At 53.3% G+C, this 17,046-nt stretch carries 16 protein-coding genes; 14 read left to right on the forward strand and 2 right to left on the reverse strand.

Features of this window, described 5'->3' with window-relative positions:
• Nucleotides 1–89 precede the first annotated feature (89 nt).
• Nucleotides 90–1,250: a 3-phenylpropionate MFS transporter gene (locus RAHAQ2_RS05265; protein WP_015696243.1), complete on the forward strand. Its 1,161-nt coding sequence runs from the start codon at nucleotides 90–92 to the stop codon at nucleotides 1,248–1,250.
• Here RAHAQ2_RS05265 and csiE read toward each other — a convergent pair.
• A complete protein-coding gene (gene csiE, locus RAHAQ2_RS05270) occupies nucleotides 1,247–2,527 on the reverse strand; it encodes a stationary phase inducible protein CsiE (protein ID WP_015696244.1) in 1,281 nt (426 codons plus the stop codon). The genes RAHAQ2_RS05265 and csiE overlap by 4 nt on opposite strands.
• 300 nt (nucleotides 2,528–2,827) lie before the next feature.
• Between csiE and RAHAQ2_RS05275 the strand changes: the two genes are divergently transcribed.
• Both RAHAQ2_RS05275 and RAHAQ2_RS05280 read left to right on the forward strand, forming a co-directional pair.
• Nucleotides 2,828–3,379, forward strand: a complete 552-nt coding sequence (locus tag RAHAQ2_RS05275) for a DUF1007 family protein (protein WP_337999437.1) — start codon at nucleotides 2,828–2,830, stop codon at nucleotides 3,377–3,379.
• The gene (locus RAHAQ2_RS05280) at nucleotides 3,370–4,389 is read left to right on the forward strand and encodes a nickel/cobalt transporter (protein WP_015696246.1); all 1,020 of its coding nucleotides are present in this window, start codon (nucleotides 3,370–3,372) and stop codon (nucleotides 4,387–4,389) included. Before RAHAQ2_RS05275 ends, RAHAQ2_RS05280 begins: the two co-directional genes overlap by 10 nt.
• An 80-nt stretch (nucleotides 4,390–4,469) precedes the next feature.
• Here RAHAQ2_RS05280 and suhB read toward each other — a convergent pair whose 3' ends face one another.
• Nucleotides 4,470–5,273 carry an inositol-1-monophosphatase gene (gene suhB / locus RAHAQ2_RS05285; protein ID WP_013574361.1) on the reverse strand — a complete coding sequence of 268 codons (804 nt, stop codon included), beginning with the start codon at nucleotides 5,271–5,273 and terminating at the stop codon, nucleotides 4,470–4,472.
• A gap of 127 nt (nucleotides 5,274–5,400) precedes the next feature.
• Between suhB and trmJ the strand changes: the two genes are divergently transcribed.
• From trmJ to hisS, 11 genes are all read left to right on the forward strand, one after another.
• Nucleotides 5,401–6,138, forward strand: a complete 738-nt coding sequence (gene trmJ, locus RAHAQ2_RS05290; protein ID WP_015696247.1) for a tRNA (cytosine(32)/uridine(32)-2'-O)-methyltransferase TrmJ — start codon at nucleotides 5,401–5,403, stop codon at nucleotides 6,136–6,138.
• 215 nt (nucleotides 6,139–6,353) lie between these two features.
• Nucleotides 6,354–6,848 (forward strand): Fe-S cluster assembly transcriptional regulator IscR, encoded by a 495-nt coding sequence (gene iscR / locus RAHAQ2_RS05295; RefSeq protein WP_015696248.1) that lies wholly within the window; start codon nucleotides 6,354–6,356, stop codon nucleotides 6,846–6,848.
• Between the two features lie 207 nt (nucleotides 6,849–7,055).
• Entirely contained in the window at nucleotides 7,056–8,225 is a 1,170-nt protein-coding gene (locus tag RAHAQ2_RS05300; RefSeq protein ID WP_015696249.1) for an IscS subfamily cysteine desulfurase, read from the forward strand.
• 81 nt (nucleotides 8,226–8,306) lie between these two features.
• A complete protein-coding gene (gene pepB, locus RAHAQ2_RS05305; RefSeq protein WP_015696250.1) occupies nucleotides 8,307–9,617 on the forward strand; it encodes an aminopeptidase PepB in 1,311 nt (436 codons plus the stop codon).
• A gap of 76 nt (nucleotides 9,618–9,693) precedes the next feature.
• Nucleotides 9,694–10,557 carry an enhanced serine sensitivity protein SseB gene (gene sseB / locus RAHAQ2_RS05310; protein WP_015696251.1) on the forward strand — a complete coding sequence of 288 codons (864 nt, stop codon included), beginning with the start codon at nucleotides 9,694–9,696 and terminating at the stop codon, nucleotides 10,555–10,557.
• A 222-nt stretch (nucleotides 10,558–10,779) separates the two neighbouring features.
• Nucleotides 10,780–11,205, forward strand: coding sequence for a nucleoside-diphosphate kinase (gene ndk / locus RAHAQ2_RS05315; protein ID WP_015696252.1), 426 nt, complete (start codon nucleotides 10,780–10,782; stop codon nucleotides 11,203–11,205).
• A 225-nt stretch (nucleotides 11,206–11,430) separates the two neighbouring features.
• Nucleotides 11,431–12,630: a dual-specificity RNA methyltransferase RlmN gene (rlmN, locus tag RAHAQ2_RS05320; RefSeq protein WP_015696253.1), complete on the forward strand. Its 1,200-nt coding sequence runs from the start codon at nucleotides 11,431–11,433 to the stop codon at nucleotides 12,628–12,630.
• A 113-nt stretch (nucleotides 12,631–12,743) separates the two neighbouring features.
• Complete coding sequence (gene pilW, locus RAHAQ2_RS05325) at nucleotides 12,744–13,481, forward strand: type IV pilus biogenesis/stability protein PilW (protein ID WP_037038459.1); 738 nt, start codon at nucleotides 12,744–12,746, stop codon at nucleotides 13,479–13,481.
• Nucleotides 13,471–14,466 (forward strand): cytoskeleton protein RodZ, encoded by a 996-nt coding sequence (rodZ, locus tag RAHAQ2_RS05330; RefSeq protein ID WP_015696255.1) that lies wholly within the window; start codon nucleotides 13,471–13,473, stop codon nucleotides 14,464–14,466. The genes pilW and rodZ overlap by 11 nt, the downstream gene beginning before the upstream one ends.
• 42 nt (nucleotides 14,467–14,508) lie before the next feature.
• On the forward strand, nucleotides 14,509–15,630 hold the full coding sequence (ispG, locus tag RAHAQ2_RS05335) for a flavodoxin-dependent (E)-4-hydroxy-3-methylbut-2-enyl-diphosphate synthase (protein WP_015696256.1): 1,122 nt from the start codon (nucleotides 14,509–14,511) through the stop codon (nucleotides 15,628–15,630).
• A 136-nt stretch (nucleotides 15,631–15,766) separates the two neighbouring features.
• Nucleotides 15,767–17,041 (forward strand): histidine--tRNA ligase, encoded by a 1,275-nt coding sequence (hisS, locus tag RAHAQ2_RS05340; RefSeq protein ID WP_015696257.1) that lies wholly within the window; start codon nucleotides 15,767–15,769, stop codon nucleotides 17,039–17,041.
• Nucleotides 17,042–17,046 lie beyond the last annotated feature (5 nt).

Raw genomic sequence — 17,046 nt, forward strand, 5'->3', positions numbered from 1 at the left:
CTGGCAGACATTACTGGAGTAAGAAAGCGTCTGCGGATTGCTAGCGATTGTGAGCTTTGTCAATGTATTGGCCTCACACCGGAGGATTTATGGAATTGCGTTCCACGCGCTGGCTTGCACTCAGTTATTTCACCTATTTTTTCAGTTACGGTATTTTTCTTCCTTTCTGGGGCTTATGGCTAAAAGGCGAGGGCATCTCCTCCGAAAGCATCGGCCTGCTGCTCGGCGCGGGTCTGGTCGCCCGTTTTCTCGGCACGTTAATCATTTCGCCATCCATTAAAGATCCTTCTTATCTCATTACCGGCCTGCGTATTCTGGCGCTGCTCACGCTGGCGTTTGCCGTTGGCTTCTGGTTTGGCAACGGCTGGGCGTGGCTGATGATCAACATTGCTGGTTTCAGTCTGTTTTTTGGTCCGCTGGTGCCGCTGACTGATGCGCTGGCGGGTACGCTGCAACGCCAGATCAATATGGATTACGGCAAGGTGCGGGTCTGGGGTTCCATTGCGTTTGTGATCGGTTCCGCAGTGACCGGCAAACTGGTTGAGGTGTATGGTCATAACGCGATTCTCTATACGCTGACCGCAGGCGTAGCGGCAATGCTGCTCGGGATGTTATTGCGCCCGAGCGTGAAACCGGCGGGGGAGCCGCGGTCAAGCGGTGCGCCGGGTATTTCGTGGAAAGCATTGCTCGGCGAAAAACCGGTCTGGCGCTTTTTGCTGTGCGTCACGCTGTTGCAGGGCGCGCATGCGGCGTATTACGGTTTCAGCGCGATTTACTGGCAGGATGTCGGCTATTCCTCAACGACCATTGGTTATCTATGGTCGCTGGGCGTAGTGGCGGAAGTGCTGGTGTTTACTTTCAGCCATCAGTTGTTCCGGCGCTGGTCGGCGCGGGATCTCCTGTTGCTGTCGGCGTTCTGCGGGGTGGTCCGCTGGGGACTGATGGGGGCGTTTACCGCGCTGCCGTGGCTGATTGTGATACAGATTTTGCACTGCGGCACGTTTACGGTTTGCCATCTGGCAGGCATGCGGTTCATCGCCGCACGGCCACGCGATCAGGTGATCCGTCTGCAATCGGTCTATTCCGCGCTGGCGATGGGCGGCGGCGTGGCGGTGATGACCATGGTGTCCGGTTTCCTGTTCGAACATCTGCATGCCGGATTGTTCTGGGTGATGGCGCTGCTGGCGGTGCCGGCGATTTTCCTTCGCCCGGCGGTTACGCCGTCAGCGCCAGAGGTTTCCGCCCGCTAGGGGGCTTCGAGCAGCGAGCGGATACGTTTTCGCTGCTCTTTTGCCAGCGGCAATTGTGTGTGGATCACCAGCGGGTCGGCGTCGGTGCTGCGGGTGGCGTAAGGCGTGACAATCATCGCCACGCCGCTCGGGGCACCGAATTTATAGAAATCCGCCAGAGTCTGATACTTGATGTTCAGCGGCAGCAGCGTGGCTTCGCGGATCTGCTGTTCAACGGCCTCTTCCAGCTCTGGATTATCATGGGTCAGCAGCAGGATCTGTTTTTCCTGCAAGGCATTACCCTGCATCAGCCATGCGCCGAAAGTGATCGCCACCAGCCCGATTTCATCTTCTGAAAGCGTAATGAGATATTCGTGTTCAAAACCCCGTAACGCCTCGCGGGTGGTTCGCACCAGACGCGGATACATGCGGTTAACTTCATCCTGCATCAGATTGTCGATGCCAATACCGAAATGACAGCGTTCAATTGCCGGGCCAAGATGGGCGAAAAGCTGGCCGACCAGCCCTTCATAGCTGCTGAACTTCATCCCGGCGATGTCCTGAAAACGCGCCACCATGTTCTCAATTTCTAACAACAGCCGCTGATCTTCCGTCGAACCGGAACTCTGGTAACTGTGGATTTTCAGCATCCGTAACATCAGGGTGAAAAACTCACACTCGCAGTCATCCAGCAGGCCGTTGCTCAGTTCCTGTAGCTGGATAAACAGCTCACGGGCCGCCGGATATTCGGGCTTTTCGCGCAGCCAGCGGCGCTGTTGTTCGGTGAAACGCAGACCGGTCGCGCCGTTGTTTTGCCACAGACAATATTGCAGACAAATCAGCATCAGCTGGCGGTCATGCCCGCTGAGCGGTTTGGGTAACAGCGCACCGGAATCTTCCAGCACCATGCCGAGAATGTCGGTGCGCAATGCCGCCTTCGGGCAGGTCTGGCCTTCGAAAGCGATATGCAGCCACGGGATAAAATGGCGGGAAACAAAGTCCGGCGAAATGCGCAACGTCCGGCGCAATCCCTGAAATAAACACAGCCGCTGTGCCAGCGCATCGCCCTGAATGCGGCATTCTTTTTCGCTGTATTGCAGCACATCAAGCTGATGGATCCGCTGAATTTCGCAGGTCACTTCCGCCAGATCTTCCCACGTCGTGCCTAATCCGACGCCGTTAATTTCGCTGATGATCTCCAGCTGAACCGCCGTCAGCGGCGCGTACAGCATCAGCAACACGTGGCAACGGCGTTGCGTAGCGGAAAGCGCAGGGGAGGGCTGTTTGTCTGGATTCATATCACCTACCGGAAAGGTATCACCTGAAATTATTAGTCAAGCATAGCAAAGGCAATGCCCGCAATAAGGCGCGGGGATTGGGTTTTACTCCGGCTTACAACTCAGATCACAGATATTTTTGACGACCGCTTAAATGCACAGCAAAATACTGTTACTTAGTAACAATATTATGGCGCTGATATGGAAATGACGTTACACCAGGCCCGGAACCGGCCTTTTTCCCGTTACGCCAGATGGCTGGGCGCTGCGCTGTTCTGCCTGCCCGCAACGGTGCTGGCGCACCCGCACAGTTTTATTGATATGCAGACCACGCTCGTAGCAAATGAAACCTCGCTGACCGGGCTGAAAATGGTCTGGACGATGGATGAAATCACCTCGGCAGATTTACTGTACGACGCGCAGAATGCCAAACCGGGTTCGGATATCTGGAAGAAACTGGCGGCAGAAGTGATGGCGCGGGTACTCAGTCAGCACTATTTCACTGACTTTTATCGTGAGGGAAAACCGGTGAAATATCTCGATTTACCCAGCGAATATCAGCTTTCCCGCAAAGGCGATCAGGCCGTGCTGGAATTCGTTCTGCCGCTGGCAAAACCGCAAGCGCTGGAAGGCAAGCCGATGGAGTTCTCCACTTTCGATCCGTCGTACTTTGTCGATATGACGTATAAAGACAAAACCGCGCTGCACCTGCCGCCGGAACTGGAAAAACGCTGTACGCTGGCGCTGTTTACGCCGAAGCCGGATGCCTCGCTGCAAAATTATGCTCTGTCACTCGATAAGGCAGATGCTCCGCCGGAAGACATGGATCTTGGTCAGCAATTTGCTCAGAAGGTCACGCTGGAATGTCATTAATCGCCACGCCCTCGAAAACCCTGTCCTGGCGCGATCTCTGGCCGCTGGCGATATTCCTGTTGCTGCTGGCGGGCGGCGCTTTTCTGTTAATCCAGTACTGGCCGCGCATTTTGCTTAGCAGCATTATCTGGCAACGGGAACTGCATCAGGAACTGGCCGGGCTGCTGCGGCAGGTGAAGCAAAATCCGATGCAGGCGGGTATGACGCTGGCCGGTTTTAGCCTGATTTACGGTGTGGTCCATGCCATCGGGCCGGGGCACGGCAAAATCGTTATCACCACTTATCTGGCGACGCATCCTTCACGGCTGAAAAGCAGCCTGAAGCTGACATTTGCTTCGGCGATTGTGCAGGGGCTGGTGGCGATTTTACTGGTCACGGTGGTGCTTGGCGTGTTGCAACTGTCTTCACGACAGCTGCATCAGAGCAGTTTCTGGATGGAGCGGGGCAGTTTCATTCTGGTGATGTTGCTGGGTGTATTGCTGTGCTGGCGCGCGCTGAAAAAGGTGTGGCAGACGATAAAAAGTTTGCGTCCTGCACCGGCTATGAAAATCCACAGCCTGTCGCCGATGGGCAATGAAATGCATGTCCACGATGAACATTGCGGCTGCGGGCATCAGCATGTCCCAAGCGATCAGCAGCTTCAGGCGGGTGGAGATTTACGCACACAGATAGCGATAGTGCTGGCGATGGGATTACGCCCGTGTTCCGGCGCGATCATGGTGTTGCTGTTTGCCAAAGTGATCGGCGTGTATAGCTGGGGCGTGATTTCGGCGATCACCATGGCTCTCGGCACCTCGCTCACCGTATCACTTATCGGCGTACTGGTGTTTTACAGCCGCGCGCTGGCGGTGAAACTGAGTGCCAGCCGTACACCTGCGGCGTGGCAGCGGATCACCTGGTCGCTGCTGGCACTGACCGGCGGAATTGTGCTGCTGGTGGCGGGCATTTTACTGTACAGCACCGGCGGCGGAGACGTTTCGCCGATCACCGGCGGGCCCTTCAGGGGATAACTTCCTGTGCATAAACAACAGGCATAAAAAAACGGACGCCCGAAAGGACGTCCGTTTTTTTTAACTGATAGTCAGCGCAATTAACGCTTCAGCGCTTCGCTCAGTTCATCACGCATGGTCATCAGAATACCTTTAACGACGCGCGGGTTGCCGGCAACGATGTTGCCTGACGAGAAGTGGTTGTGGCCGCCAACAAAATCAGTGACCACGCCGCCGGATTCACGAACCAGCAGTTCACCACCGGCGAAATCCCATGGCTTGAGGGCGATTTCGAAGAAACCGTCAACGCGGCCAGCGGCCACGTAGGCCAGATCCAGCGCAGCAGAACCGGTGCGACGGAAGTCAGCACACTCGGTGAACAGCTTGCCAACCACATTCATGTAGCTGGTGGCGTGTTGTTTTGCTTTGAACGGGAAGCCGGTCGCCAGAATGGTGCCGTCGAGATCTTTCGCATTGGTACCGCGCAGACGGTAACCGTTCAGCTGTGCGCCCTGACCACGGCTCGCGGTGAACAGTTCGTTACGCATAGGATCATAAACTACCGCGACTTCAGTGCGGCCTTTGATGCGCACGGCGATAGAAACAGCGAAATGTGGGAAGCGTTTAACGAAGTTGGTGGTGCCATCCAGCGGGTCGATAATCCATTGTACGTCTTTGTCTTCGCCTTCCAGCTCGCCACACTCTTCACTGATGATGGTGTGTTTTGGATAGGATTTGCGAATGACATCGATAATCATGTGTTCTGCATCGCGGTCTACGTTGGTAACAAAATCGTTGGTACCTTTTTGTGTAGATTCTACAGAGTCTGGCGTTTCGTAATGTTTGGCAATCAGGTTACCGGCCTTGCGCGCAGCGCGCACGGCGATGGTGAGCATCGGATGCATGGATATCTTCCAACTAGGATGTTAAAGAACGGGAATACGGGAAACGGCGCGCAGTATAGCAGGGGTTCTGAAAATTAACTACCGTTGTGTTAGGCTGTTGTGATTTTCCGTCTGGCTAAGAGTGCCTATGCTGCCCAATATCCGCATTGTATTAGTAGAAACGTCCCACACTGGCAATATGGGCTCCACCGCCCGCGCCATGAAAACCATGGGATTATCAAGTCTTTATCTGGTCAATCCGCTGGTGAAACCTGATTCTCAGGCCATCTCTTTATCTGCCGGTGCCAGCGATGTGATCGGTAATGCGACTATCGTTGATACGCTCGACGAAGCACTGGCCGGTTGCAGCCTGGTAATCGGCACCAGTGCGCGTTCCCGCACCTTGCCGTGGCCGATGCTGGAGCCACGTGAATGCGGCGAGTTCAGTGCCAAAGCCGCACAAACCGCGCCGGTGGCGCTGGTGTTTGGCCGCGAACGCGTCGGTCTGACCAATGAAGAACTGCAAAAATGTAATTATCACGTCTGTATTCCGGCGAACCCTGAATACAGTTCGCTGAATCTGGCGATGGCAGTGCAGATTATTGCCTATGAAGTGCGCGTCGCACATCTGGCCTTGCTGGAAGCGGCAAAACCACACGTTGAATATGAAGAAACGCCTTATCCGCTGGTCGATGATCTTGAGCGTTTTTATCAGCATCTGGAAAAAACCTTGCTGGAAACTGGCTTTATTCGTCAGGCGCATCCGGGCCAGGTGATGAGTAAATTACGCCGTCTGTTTACCCGTGCACGACCTGAATCTCAGGAGTTAAACATCCTGCGCGGTATCCTGACGTCGATTGAAAAGACGCATAGCAACAAAGAATAAGCATCGGAATTTGATTATAAAACACCCGTTTTTGGTTTTTTATTAAAGGGTTGTCGATTATCAGTAAATGACAGACATCGTGCGGTTCTGCCCGCTCTGTAATACTTGAGTAAATTACTAGGTTAAATAGTTGACTGTTTTACTCGGGAATGGCAGACTCATTGACATGTTCCGCACGATTGAATTTCTAAGTCATTTAAACAGGTAACCATGCTATGAGACTGACATCCAAAGGCCGTTATGCCGTGACCGCTATGCTCGACGTTGCACTGCATTCACAGGAAGGACCAGTACCCCTGGCTGACATTTCTGAGCGCCAGGGTATTTCCCTTTCTTACCTGGAACAGCTTTTCTCGCGCTTGCGTAAAAATGGTCTGGTTGCCAGTGTTCGGGGGCCGGGCGGTGGTTATCTGTTAGGTAAAGACGCTGGCGATATCGCCGTGGGCGCTGTGATCACAGCCGTTGACGAATCCGTCGATGCGACCCGTTGTCAGGGTAAAGAAGGCTGCCAGAACGGCGAACGTTGCCTGACTCACACCTTATGGCGTGATCTGAGCGAGCGCATCAGCGGCTTCCTGAACAACATTACGCTGGCAGAGCTGGTCAACAATCAGGAAATCCTGGAAGTGGCCGACCGTCAGAACGGTGAAATCCGTCGTCAGCCGAATGGCCGACAGATGGAAACGATTAATGTGAACTTACGAGCGTAATTGCTTAGTCAGCATTGATAACTGATTTAAAAAGCCCGCGGAAATGCAGATTTCCGCGGGCTTTTGCTTTTATGACGTCAATTCTTACCGATTAGTGCCCGCAAAGCGTCATTTCCCTTTTAAGAATCTGTGAACCCGTTTTAAACTGGATGTCGTTTTTTAATTCTTTCGTTCGAAACCGAACGCGCAGTCCGGAGCTTACCTGCCATGAAATTACCTGTTTATCTCGATTACTCTGCCACCACGCCGGTTGATCCGCGTGTTGCACAGAAAATGATGCAGTGTTTAACACTGGACGGTACTTTCGGTAATCCGGCTTCCCGCTCTCACCGTTTTGGCTGGCAGGCGGAAGAGGCCGTGGATGTGGCGCGTAACCAGATTGCTGAGCTGATTAATGCGGATCCGCGTGAAATTGTCTTCACGTCAGGTGCCACCGAATCTGACAATCTGGCGATTAAAGGCGCTGCCCATGCACAGCGCGCGAAAGGTAATCATATTATTACCAGTCAGACCGAGCACAAAGCGGTGCTGGACACCTGTGCGCAGCTGGAAACGGAAGGTTTTGACGTCACCTATCTGGCACCTCAGGCCGACGGTGTTATTCCGCCAGCGGCGATTGAAGCGGCGCTGCGCCCGGATACCATTCTGGTGTCCATCATGCAGGTGAATAATGAAATTGGCGTGGTACAGGATATTGCGACCATCGGCGAACTGTGCCGCAGTCGGGGCATCCTTTTCCATGTGGATGCGACGCAAAGCGTAGGGAAAATAGCGATTGATCTCAGTGAATTGCAGGTTGATCTGATGTCGTTTTCCGCGCATAAGATTTACGGCCCGAAAGGCATCGGCGCGCTGTACGTGAGTCGCAAACCGAAAGTGCGGATTGACGCGCAAATCCACGGCGGTGGCCACGAACGCGGCATGCGTTCCGGTACATTGCCGGTGCATCAAATTGTCGGGATGGGCGAGGCGTATCGTATCGCCAAAGAAGAAATGACCGCCGAAGTGGCGCGTCTGACTGAACTGCGTGATCGTCTGTGGAAAGGCATTCAGGCGCTGGATCAGGTGTTTCTGAACGGCACGCCGCAACATGCGGCACCGAATATTCTCAACGTCAGTTTTGCCAGTGTAGAAGGCGAATCCCTGATCATGGCACTGAAAGATCTGGCGGTATCGTCAGGTTCGGCTTGTACGTCTGCCAGCCTTGAGCCTTCCTATGTTCTGCGTGCTCTGGGGTTAAGCGAGGAACTGGCGCACAGCTCCCTTCGCTTCTCGCTGGGGCGCTGGACAACGGAAGAAGAAATTGATTATGCGATTGCGCTGGTGGTGAAATCTGTCCGCCGCCTGCGTGAGTTGCCACCTGTTTATACGAAATGAAGTGCCACCCGATGAAAGGGTGATTTGCCTGTCATTGAAAATGAATATTCATTGAAGATAAAAAACATCAGGAGTGCTGTTATGAGTTCCGAAGTCACGACCAATGAAGCAATGTCCGTATTTCTTTCTTCCCAGCCTGCTGATGCGCGCTGGGGCGAAAAAGCCACACTGAGCACCGATTCCGCCGGTATGACCATTCATTTGAATGGCGGCGATGTGCTGACGGTCATTGCCCGTGCTGCGCGTCGTATCGACGGTCAGGGCGTTAAAAATGTTAAACTGGCGGGTGAAGGCTGGGATCTCGAAAACAGCTGGGCATTCTGGCAAGGCTTCCGTGGCCCGAAAGGCACACGCAACGTTGAATGGGCAGAATTGTCCGAAGATGACGCAAATACGCTAAAACAACGCCTGAAAATCATCGACTGGGTACGTAATACCATAAATACCCCGGCGGAAGATTTGTCTCCTGAACAACTTGCCACCCGCGCTGTTGATCTGATGTGTGAATTCGGCAACGAAAAAGTCAGCTACCGCATCACCAAAGGCGATGACCTGCGTCAGCAACATTATATGGGTATCCATACTGTCGGCCGTGGTTCTGACCGTCAGCCGGTCTTGCTGGCACTCGATTACAACCCGGGCGGCGACGCAGATGCACCGGTTTACGCCTGTCTGGTCGGTAAAGGTATCACTTTTGATACCGGCGGCTACAGCCTGAAGCCAAGCGCGTCAATGGATTCCATGAAAGCGGATATGGGCGGCGCGGCCACCCTGACCGGCGCACTGGCGCTGGCTGCGGCTAACGGTCTGAACAAACGCGTTAAACTTTACCTGTGCTGCGCGGACAACATGGTCAGCGGCAATGCACTGAAACTGGGCGACATTATCCGCTACCGCAACGGTAAAACCGTGGAAGTGATGAATACCGACGCTGAAGGCCGTCTGGTGCTGGCTGATGGCCTGATCGACGCGTCTGCGCAAAAGCCTGAACTGATCATTGATGCGGCCACGCTGACCGGTGCGGCGAAAACTGCGCTGGGTAACGATTATCACGCACTGTTCAGCTTTGACGATGCACTTGCAGGCGAACTGCTGGAAAGCGCGAAAGCCGAACACGAACCGTTCTGGCGTCTGCCGCTGGAAGAGTTCCACCGCTCTCATCTGCCGTCTAACTTTGCTGAACTGAACAATATTGCCGGTCCGTCACACACTGCGGGAGCGAGTACGGCGGCGGCTTTTCTGTCTCATTTCGTCACTGACTATAAGAAAGGCTGGCTGCACATCGACTGTTCCGCAACGTACCGCAAAAGCGCGGCAGATCAGTGGTCTGCCGGTGCAACCGGTTTAGGCGTACGCACCGTCGCCAACCTGCTGTTAGCTAAAGCGAAGTAAGCAGTAAAAATTTGCATGAAGCACAACGGGGCGCTTAACGGCGCCCCGTTTTATACCCCTACCGGAGTTAAGAACCATGAGTGTCCCACACGATCATCTCCCCGCTGGCGCGGCGGCGACCGACGGTGAAAACGAGCTGGAGCGCCTGCTTCGTCTGTCTGTCACCGCACCGGCCTGGCGTCCGGCGTTTTATCAAACCTTGCTGGAGTCCACCGTGTTTGTGCTCGGTGATGCAGGGCAGGATAACGCTGAAAAGCAGGGCAGTGTGGCGATCACCGCAGGCAGTGAACTGAATATTTTGCACTGGGAAAAGCAGGATGGCAGCTCGATCATTCCTTTCTTTTCCTCTGTGGACGTTCTGGAAAAAGCCAGTGCCGGCGAAAGCCCGGACGAGCAGGCGTTTGTCGCGCTGCCTGCCCGCGTGTTGTTTGAAATGACGCAAGGCGAAGAATTGTTTCTGAATCCGAAATCAGAGTACGGCAAGGAATTTTACCCGAGTGAAGTTACGCTGTTGCTGAGCAATGGCGGGCTGAATGTGCCGTCAGAGCTGGTGCTGGATAAAGAAAGTCAGTTGCTGATCGGTCAGCCGGAGGAATATCCTTCTGCCATGATCGACGCGCTCACCACGCTGTTTACCCAGAAGAAACCGGTGCGCAGGGCATTTATGGCGCTTATCCACGATAAAGCGGTGGATGATCAGCCAAACCTGCTGATCGGTGTGGAAGCAGACGGTGATGAGCAGGAAATCGATGCGCTGATCCGCGAGGCGGGGAATGTGGCGAGTGAAACCTCTCCCGACGAGCGTCCGGTGGATTTCTGTATCGTTTCTGAAAAAGAGCGCGGTATCAGCCATTATCTGATCAGCCACACGCAGCCGTTCTATCAGCGCAAGTGGGGAAGCTGGTTGCGCAATATTATTCCTTCGTCCGGTCAGGCATAAAAATGAGAGTACACAGGGGAAAATGCCGTTTTGCCCCTGTTTTGTTTGCGGGAAATAGGTGGATTAGGTTCGATAGTGAATCAATAACACTTTTTTTTAATTAAATGTTGTGATTCGGGTAGGCAATCGTAACTTCGCTCCCTATAATCACCGCCATTTTACGGCAGGTATAACATTAAATTAACCGGCCCTACCTATAAAAGTCAGACAGAGGTTTTTTTCATGACTATCGAACGCACTTTCTCCATCATCAAGCCAAACTCCGTCGCTAACAACGACATCGGTGCTATCTACGCACGTTTTGAACGCGCAGGCTTCACCATCATCGCGTCTAAAATGCTGAAACTGACCAAAGAACAAGCTGAAGGTTTCTACGCAGAACACAAAGGCCGTCCGTTCTTCGACGGTCTGGTTGAGTTCATGACCTCTGGCCCGATCATGGTTCAGGTACTGGAAGGCGAAAACGCGGTTCAGCGTAACCGTGACATCATGGGCGCCACTAACCCGGAGAACGCTCTGGCCGGTACCCTGCGTGCAGACTTCGCGGACAGCTTCACCGCTAACGCTGTTCACGGTTCTGATGCTGTAGAATCTGCACAACGCGAAATCGCTTACTTCTTCACCGAAAGCGAAATCTGCCCGCGTTAAGATTTTTGAGTCACTGTTGCTGGAAGATGTGCCGCAAATTCACAAGAATTTTGTCACTGCACCTTCCAAACATGGCAACCGTGCCCTAAAATTTGTACAATGTTGCGCCCCGAATGAGCCAGCCTCTTCGGGGCGCAATTTTATTTGCAGGCCAGCCGTTTCCTGTCAGGTCAGGTTCTGCACTTCCAATACGCCATAACGTGTAACAACGAGGCCATTTTCATCATGTTAGAATCCAACACGTCCGAGCCAACTTTGTCTGAAAATAACGCTGTTTCCGCAGAAGCCGTGAATACTGTCGTGCCTGCTGCCGCAAAAATTAACCTTCTTGATCTTAACCGCAAGCAAATGCGTGAGTTTTTCATCAACATGGGCGAAAAGCCATTCCGTGCTGATCAGGTCATGAAGTGGATGTATCACTACTGCAGCGATGATTTCGAGCAAATGACCGATATCAACAAAGCGCTGCGTGAAAAGCTGGCCCGCGTTGCCGAAATTCGTGCACCGGAAGTCGCCTCAGAACAACGTTCCACTGACGGCACCATCAAATGGGCGATTCAGGTGGGCGGACAACTGGTCGAAACCGTATATATCCCGGACGGCGATCGTGCGACGCTTTGCGTTTCTTCTCAGGTCGGCTGTGCGCTGGAATGTACGTTCTGTTCCACGGCGCAACAGGGCTTTAACCGTAACCTGCGTGTGTCCGAAATTATCGGTCAGGTATGGCGTGCGGCAAAAATTATCGGCGCGGCGAAAGTGGCCGGTACGCGCCCTATCACCAACGTGGTGATGATGGGCATGGGCGAACCTTTGCTGAACCTCAATAACGTGGTGCCGGCGATGGAAATCATGCTTGACGATTTCGGTTTCGGCCTGTCAAAACGTCGCGTGACGCTTTCCACATCGGGCGTGGTCCCTGCGCTGGATAAACTGGGCGATATGATTGATGTCGCGCTGGCGATTTCCCTGCATGCACCTAACGACGCCATTCGTGACGAAATCGTGCCGATCAACCGCAAGTACAATATTGATACTTTCCTGGCCGCCGTCGAGCGCTATATTGGCAAATCCAACGCCAATCAGGGCCGCGTTACCATCGAATACGTTATGCTGGACCACATCAATGATGGCACCGAGCATGCGCATGAACTGGCTGAGCGTCTGAAGAATACGCCATGCAAAATCAACCTGATCCCCTGGAACCCGTTCCCGGGCGCGCCGTATGGCCGCAGCTCGAACAGCCGTATCGACCGCTTCTCAAAAGTGCTGATGGATTATGGCTTTACGGTGATCGTGCGTAAAACCCGCGGTGATGATATTGATGCCGCGTGCGGGCAACTGGCCGGTGATGTTATCGACCGTACCAAGCGTACGTTGAAGAAAAAAATGGCAAGCGAGCAGCAGATTTCCGTTAAAGCCGTCTGATGTCAGGAAGTAGGTATGCAGGGCTTTACCGTGCCGTTTTGGTTAAGCCCACTGTTTTATTGTCGCTGGCAGGGTAAAGGGAATTAAGCATGGCAATGAAGGGCAGTGTGAAAATGTTAATGGCCGCAGGTGTGGCCCTGGCGTTACTGGCTGGTTGTTCCGGTTCACCAAAAGAAACGCAACAGGCCAGTGGCGCAGCACAAACGCGCCTTGAACTGGGCATGGCGTACCTGAATCAGGGAAACATGGAGGCGGCCAGACAGAATCTCCAGAAAGCCGTTGACGGTGCGCCGCAGGATTATCGGACACAGCTTGGTATGGCGCTTTACGAGCAAAAAAACGGCAATCAGAAAGCTGCACAAACCCGCTACCAGCAAGCGTTGCAGCTGGCACCGCAAAATGGGACGGTCTTAAATAATTACGGTGCGTTTTTGTGTAGTTTAGGGCAGTATGTACCCGCACAACAGCAGTTTAGCGCCGCAGCTAATGCGCCTGATTACGGTCAGGTTGCTGACAGTCTGGAAAATGCAGGCTACTGTTTTCTGAAGGCCAATCAGAATGAGGAAGCGCGAGTGTTACTAAGCCGGGCATTGAAAGTGGATCCCGATAAAGGTGCACCCTTGCTGACTGAGGCAACCAAAGAATTTGGGGAAGGGAACCGCGCTCAGGCGAAACTATTACTGGATGTATATCAACATGTTCTGCCAGCCACTGCCGACAGCCTCATGTTACAAATTCGATTCGCTGCGTTAGCGGGCAATCCGGATAGCGTTCAACGCTACGGTAAGCAACTTGCGCGTAGTTATCCACAATCTAAACAGTACCAGCAGTTCTTAGCCAATGAATACTGAAGCCCCTCAAGAAAATAATGCAAAACTGACTACAGGCGAACGTCTGCGTCAGGCTCGTGAACAGTTAGGTCTCAGTCAGCAGGCCGTTGCAGAACGCCTGTGTCTGAAAGTCTCAACTATTCGCCAAATCGAAGAAGAAACGACGCCGGCCGATCTTGCGCCGACTTTCCTGCGTGGTTATCTCCGTTCTTATGCAAAACTGGTTCATGTCCCTGAAGAAGAATTATTAGGGCTGATCGGTAAACAAGCCCCAATTAAAGTGCCAAAAGTGGCGTCAATGCAGGGATTCTCTCTCGGCAAGTCTCGCAAAAAACGTGATGGCTGGCTGATGGGCTTTACCTGGCTGGTGGTGTTTGTGGTGATTGGCCTGACCGGTGCGTGGTGGTGGCAAAATCATCAGGCGCAGCAGCAGGAAATCGCAACAATGGCCGATCAGTCATCGGCACAGCTGAATCAGGATAACGGCCAGGGGCAAACTATTCCTCTGGGCGACAATGCGAATTCGGCACCGACAACAGAAGAGACTTCTTCTGATCCGGCGCCTGCCACAAACGCAACACAGCCGCAGAACGCTATTCCGTTGAATACCGCGCCGGGCGCAGCAGCCAGCAACGCACCTGCTGCATCGGGTACGCCAGCGGAGCAAGCGCCTGCCGCTGTTTCAACCAGTCAGCCTGCTACCACTGAAAATGGTCTGCCAACCGGTGATGCACAAACTGCGGCAGCAGCGGGTGCGGATCCACAAGCGGTGACTTTTACCTTTAAAGCTGATTGCTGGTTCCAGATTGATGACGCGTCAGGGAAAACCCTGTTCAGCGGCATGAAGAAAGGCGGTGAAACCTTCAGCGTGAAGGGCACTGCGCCATATAAACTGAAAATCGGTGCGCCGGGTGCGGTAGATATCCAATTCCAGGGCAAGCCGGTTGATTTAAGTCGTTTTGTAAAATCAAGCCGTGTTGCACGCCTGACCTTAGCTGCCGAGTAATCGGCAGTTTGTCAGACGATTGTAACGATGGAGAGTGAAGTAATGCATAACCAAGCACCCATTACCCGTCGCAAATCAACCCGGATTTATGTCGGCAAGGTGCCTGTCGGTGATGGAGCGCCGATTGCAGTGCAATCGATGACCAACACCCGCACCACAGATGTCGCGGCGACAGTCGCACAGATCAAATCACTGGAACGCGTCGGTGTCGATATTGTTCGCGTTTCTGTGCCTACCATGGATGCAGCAGAAGCATTCAAACTTATCAAACAGCAGGTTAATGTCCCGCTGGTCGCTGATATTCATTTCGATTACCGCATCGCCCTGCAGGTTGCAGAATACGGCGTAGATTGCCTGCGTATTAATCCGGGTAACATTGGTAACGAATCCCGCATCCGCTCTGTGGTGGATTGCGCGCGCGACAAAAATATCCCTATCCGTATCGGTGTGAACGGCGGCTCCCTGGAAAAAGATATTCAGGAAAAGTACGGCGAACCTACGCCGCAAGCCCTGCTGGAATCGGCGATGCGCCACGTTGATATTCTTGACCGCCTTAACTTCGATCAGTTTAAAGTCAGCGTAAAAGCCTCTGACGTCTTCCTGGCTGTTGAGTCCTACCGCCTGCTGGCTAAACAGATTGTTCAGCCTTTGCATTTGGGGATTACCGAAGCCGGTGGTCTGCGTGCAGGTTCCGTTAAATCGGCGATTGGTCTGGGCCTGCTGCTCTCAGAAGGCATCGGCGACACGTTACGTATCTCGCTGGCGGCCGATCCGGTTGAAGAAGTTAAAGTCGGATTCGATATCCTCAAATCACTGCGTATCCGCTCCCGTGGTATCAACTTTATTGCCTGCCCGACCTGTTCGCGTCAGGAGTTTGATGTCATCGGCACCGTGAATGCGTTGGAACAACGTCTGGAAGATATCATCACGCCAATGGATGTTTCGATCATCGGTTGTGTGGTTAACGGTCCGGGCGAAGCGCTGGTTTCCACTCTGGGCGTGACCGGTGGTCATAACAAAAGCGGTTTCTATGAAGACGGCGTCCGTCAGAGAGAGCGTTTTGATAACAACGATATGATTGACCAGTTAGAAGCAAAAATTCGCGCCAAAGCGGCGATTATGGATGAGAGTAAACGTATCGTTATCAATCATCTTGAAAAGTAACATCGGTTGCGGGTGTCAGCGTACATCTGCATTATTATATTGAACCCGACAGGGGTAATGGCGTCTGTGCGTTGAACCACAGGCCACAAAGCCCCTATAATCGGGTTCATTTTTTATAAAACGATAGAGAACTGACGTGGCAAAGAATATCCAGGCCATTCGCGGCATGAACGACTACCTGCCAGAAGACACAGCACTGTGGCAACGCATTGAAGGATCGTTGAAACAGGTGCTCGGCAGTTACGGCTACAGTGAAATCCGTATGCCGATTGTAGAGCAGACCCCATTGTTTAAACGCGCTATCGGTGAAGTGACTGATGTCGTGGAAAAAGAAATGTATACCTTTGATGACCGCAACGGCGAAAGCCTGACGCTGCGTCCGGAAGGTACGGCGGGCTGTGTGCGCGCCGGTATCGAACATGGTCTGCTGTACAATCAGGAACAACGTCTGTGGTACATCGGTCCGATGTTCCGTTACGAACGTCCGCAAAAAGGTCGCTATCGTCAGTTCAATCAGCTGGGTGTCGAAGTCTTTGGTCTGCAAGGGCCGGACATTGATGCGGAACTGATCCTGCTGACCGCCCGCTGGTGGCGCGCGCTGGGGATTTATGAGCACGTGACGCTGGAACTGAACTCTATCGGTTCACTGGAAGCCCGCGCGAACTATCGTGATGCGCTGGTGGCTTTTCTTGAGCAGCACAAAGACAAGCTGGATGAAGACTGCAAACGTCGCATGTACAGCAATCCGTTGCGTGTTCTGGATTCCAAAAATCCGGATATTCAGGCGTTATTAAATGATGCACCTGAGCTGGGTGATTATCTTGATGAAGAATCAAGAGAACACTTTGCAGGTCTGTGTGAACTTTTAGAGCAGTCTGGTATCCCATATACGGTTAATCAGCGACTTGTGCGCGGTCTGGATTATTACAACCGCACCGTGTTTGAATGGGTAACCAGTAGTTTAGGCTCACAAGGTACTGTGTGTGCCGGTGGCCGGTACGACGGTCTGGTCGAACAACTGGGTGGTCGTGCAACACCGGGTGTCGGTTTCGCCATGGGGCTGGAACGACTGGTATTACTGGTTCAGGCCGTAAACCCGGACTTTAAAGCACCGGCAACCGTCGACACCTACGTGATCTCATCCGGTGCGGGCACGCAAAGCGCCGCCATGCAACTGGCTGAAACACTGCGTGATGCACTGCCTGAACTGAAAGTTATGACTAACTACGGTGGCGGCAACTTCAAGAAACAGTTCGCCCGTGCTGATAAATGGGGTGCGCGTGTTGCCCTGGTATTAGGCGAAACTGAAGTCGCTAACCAGCAGGTCGTGGTAAAAGACCTGCAGAGTGGAACGCAAGAAACGCTGGCGCAAAGCGAAATCGTCGCGCGCCTGGCTTCGATGTTGGGTTAAGGAGA

It is taken from the genome of Rahnella aquatilis CIP 78.65 = ATCC 33071, from assembly GCF_000241955.1.
Lineage (GTDB): Bacteria > Pseudomonadota > Gammaproteobacteria > Enterobacterales > Enterobacteriaceae > Rahnella > Rahnella aquatilis.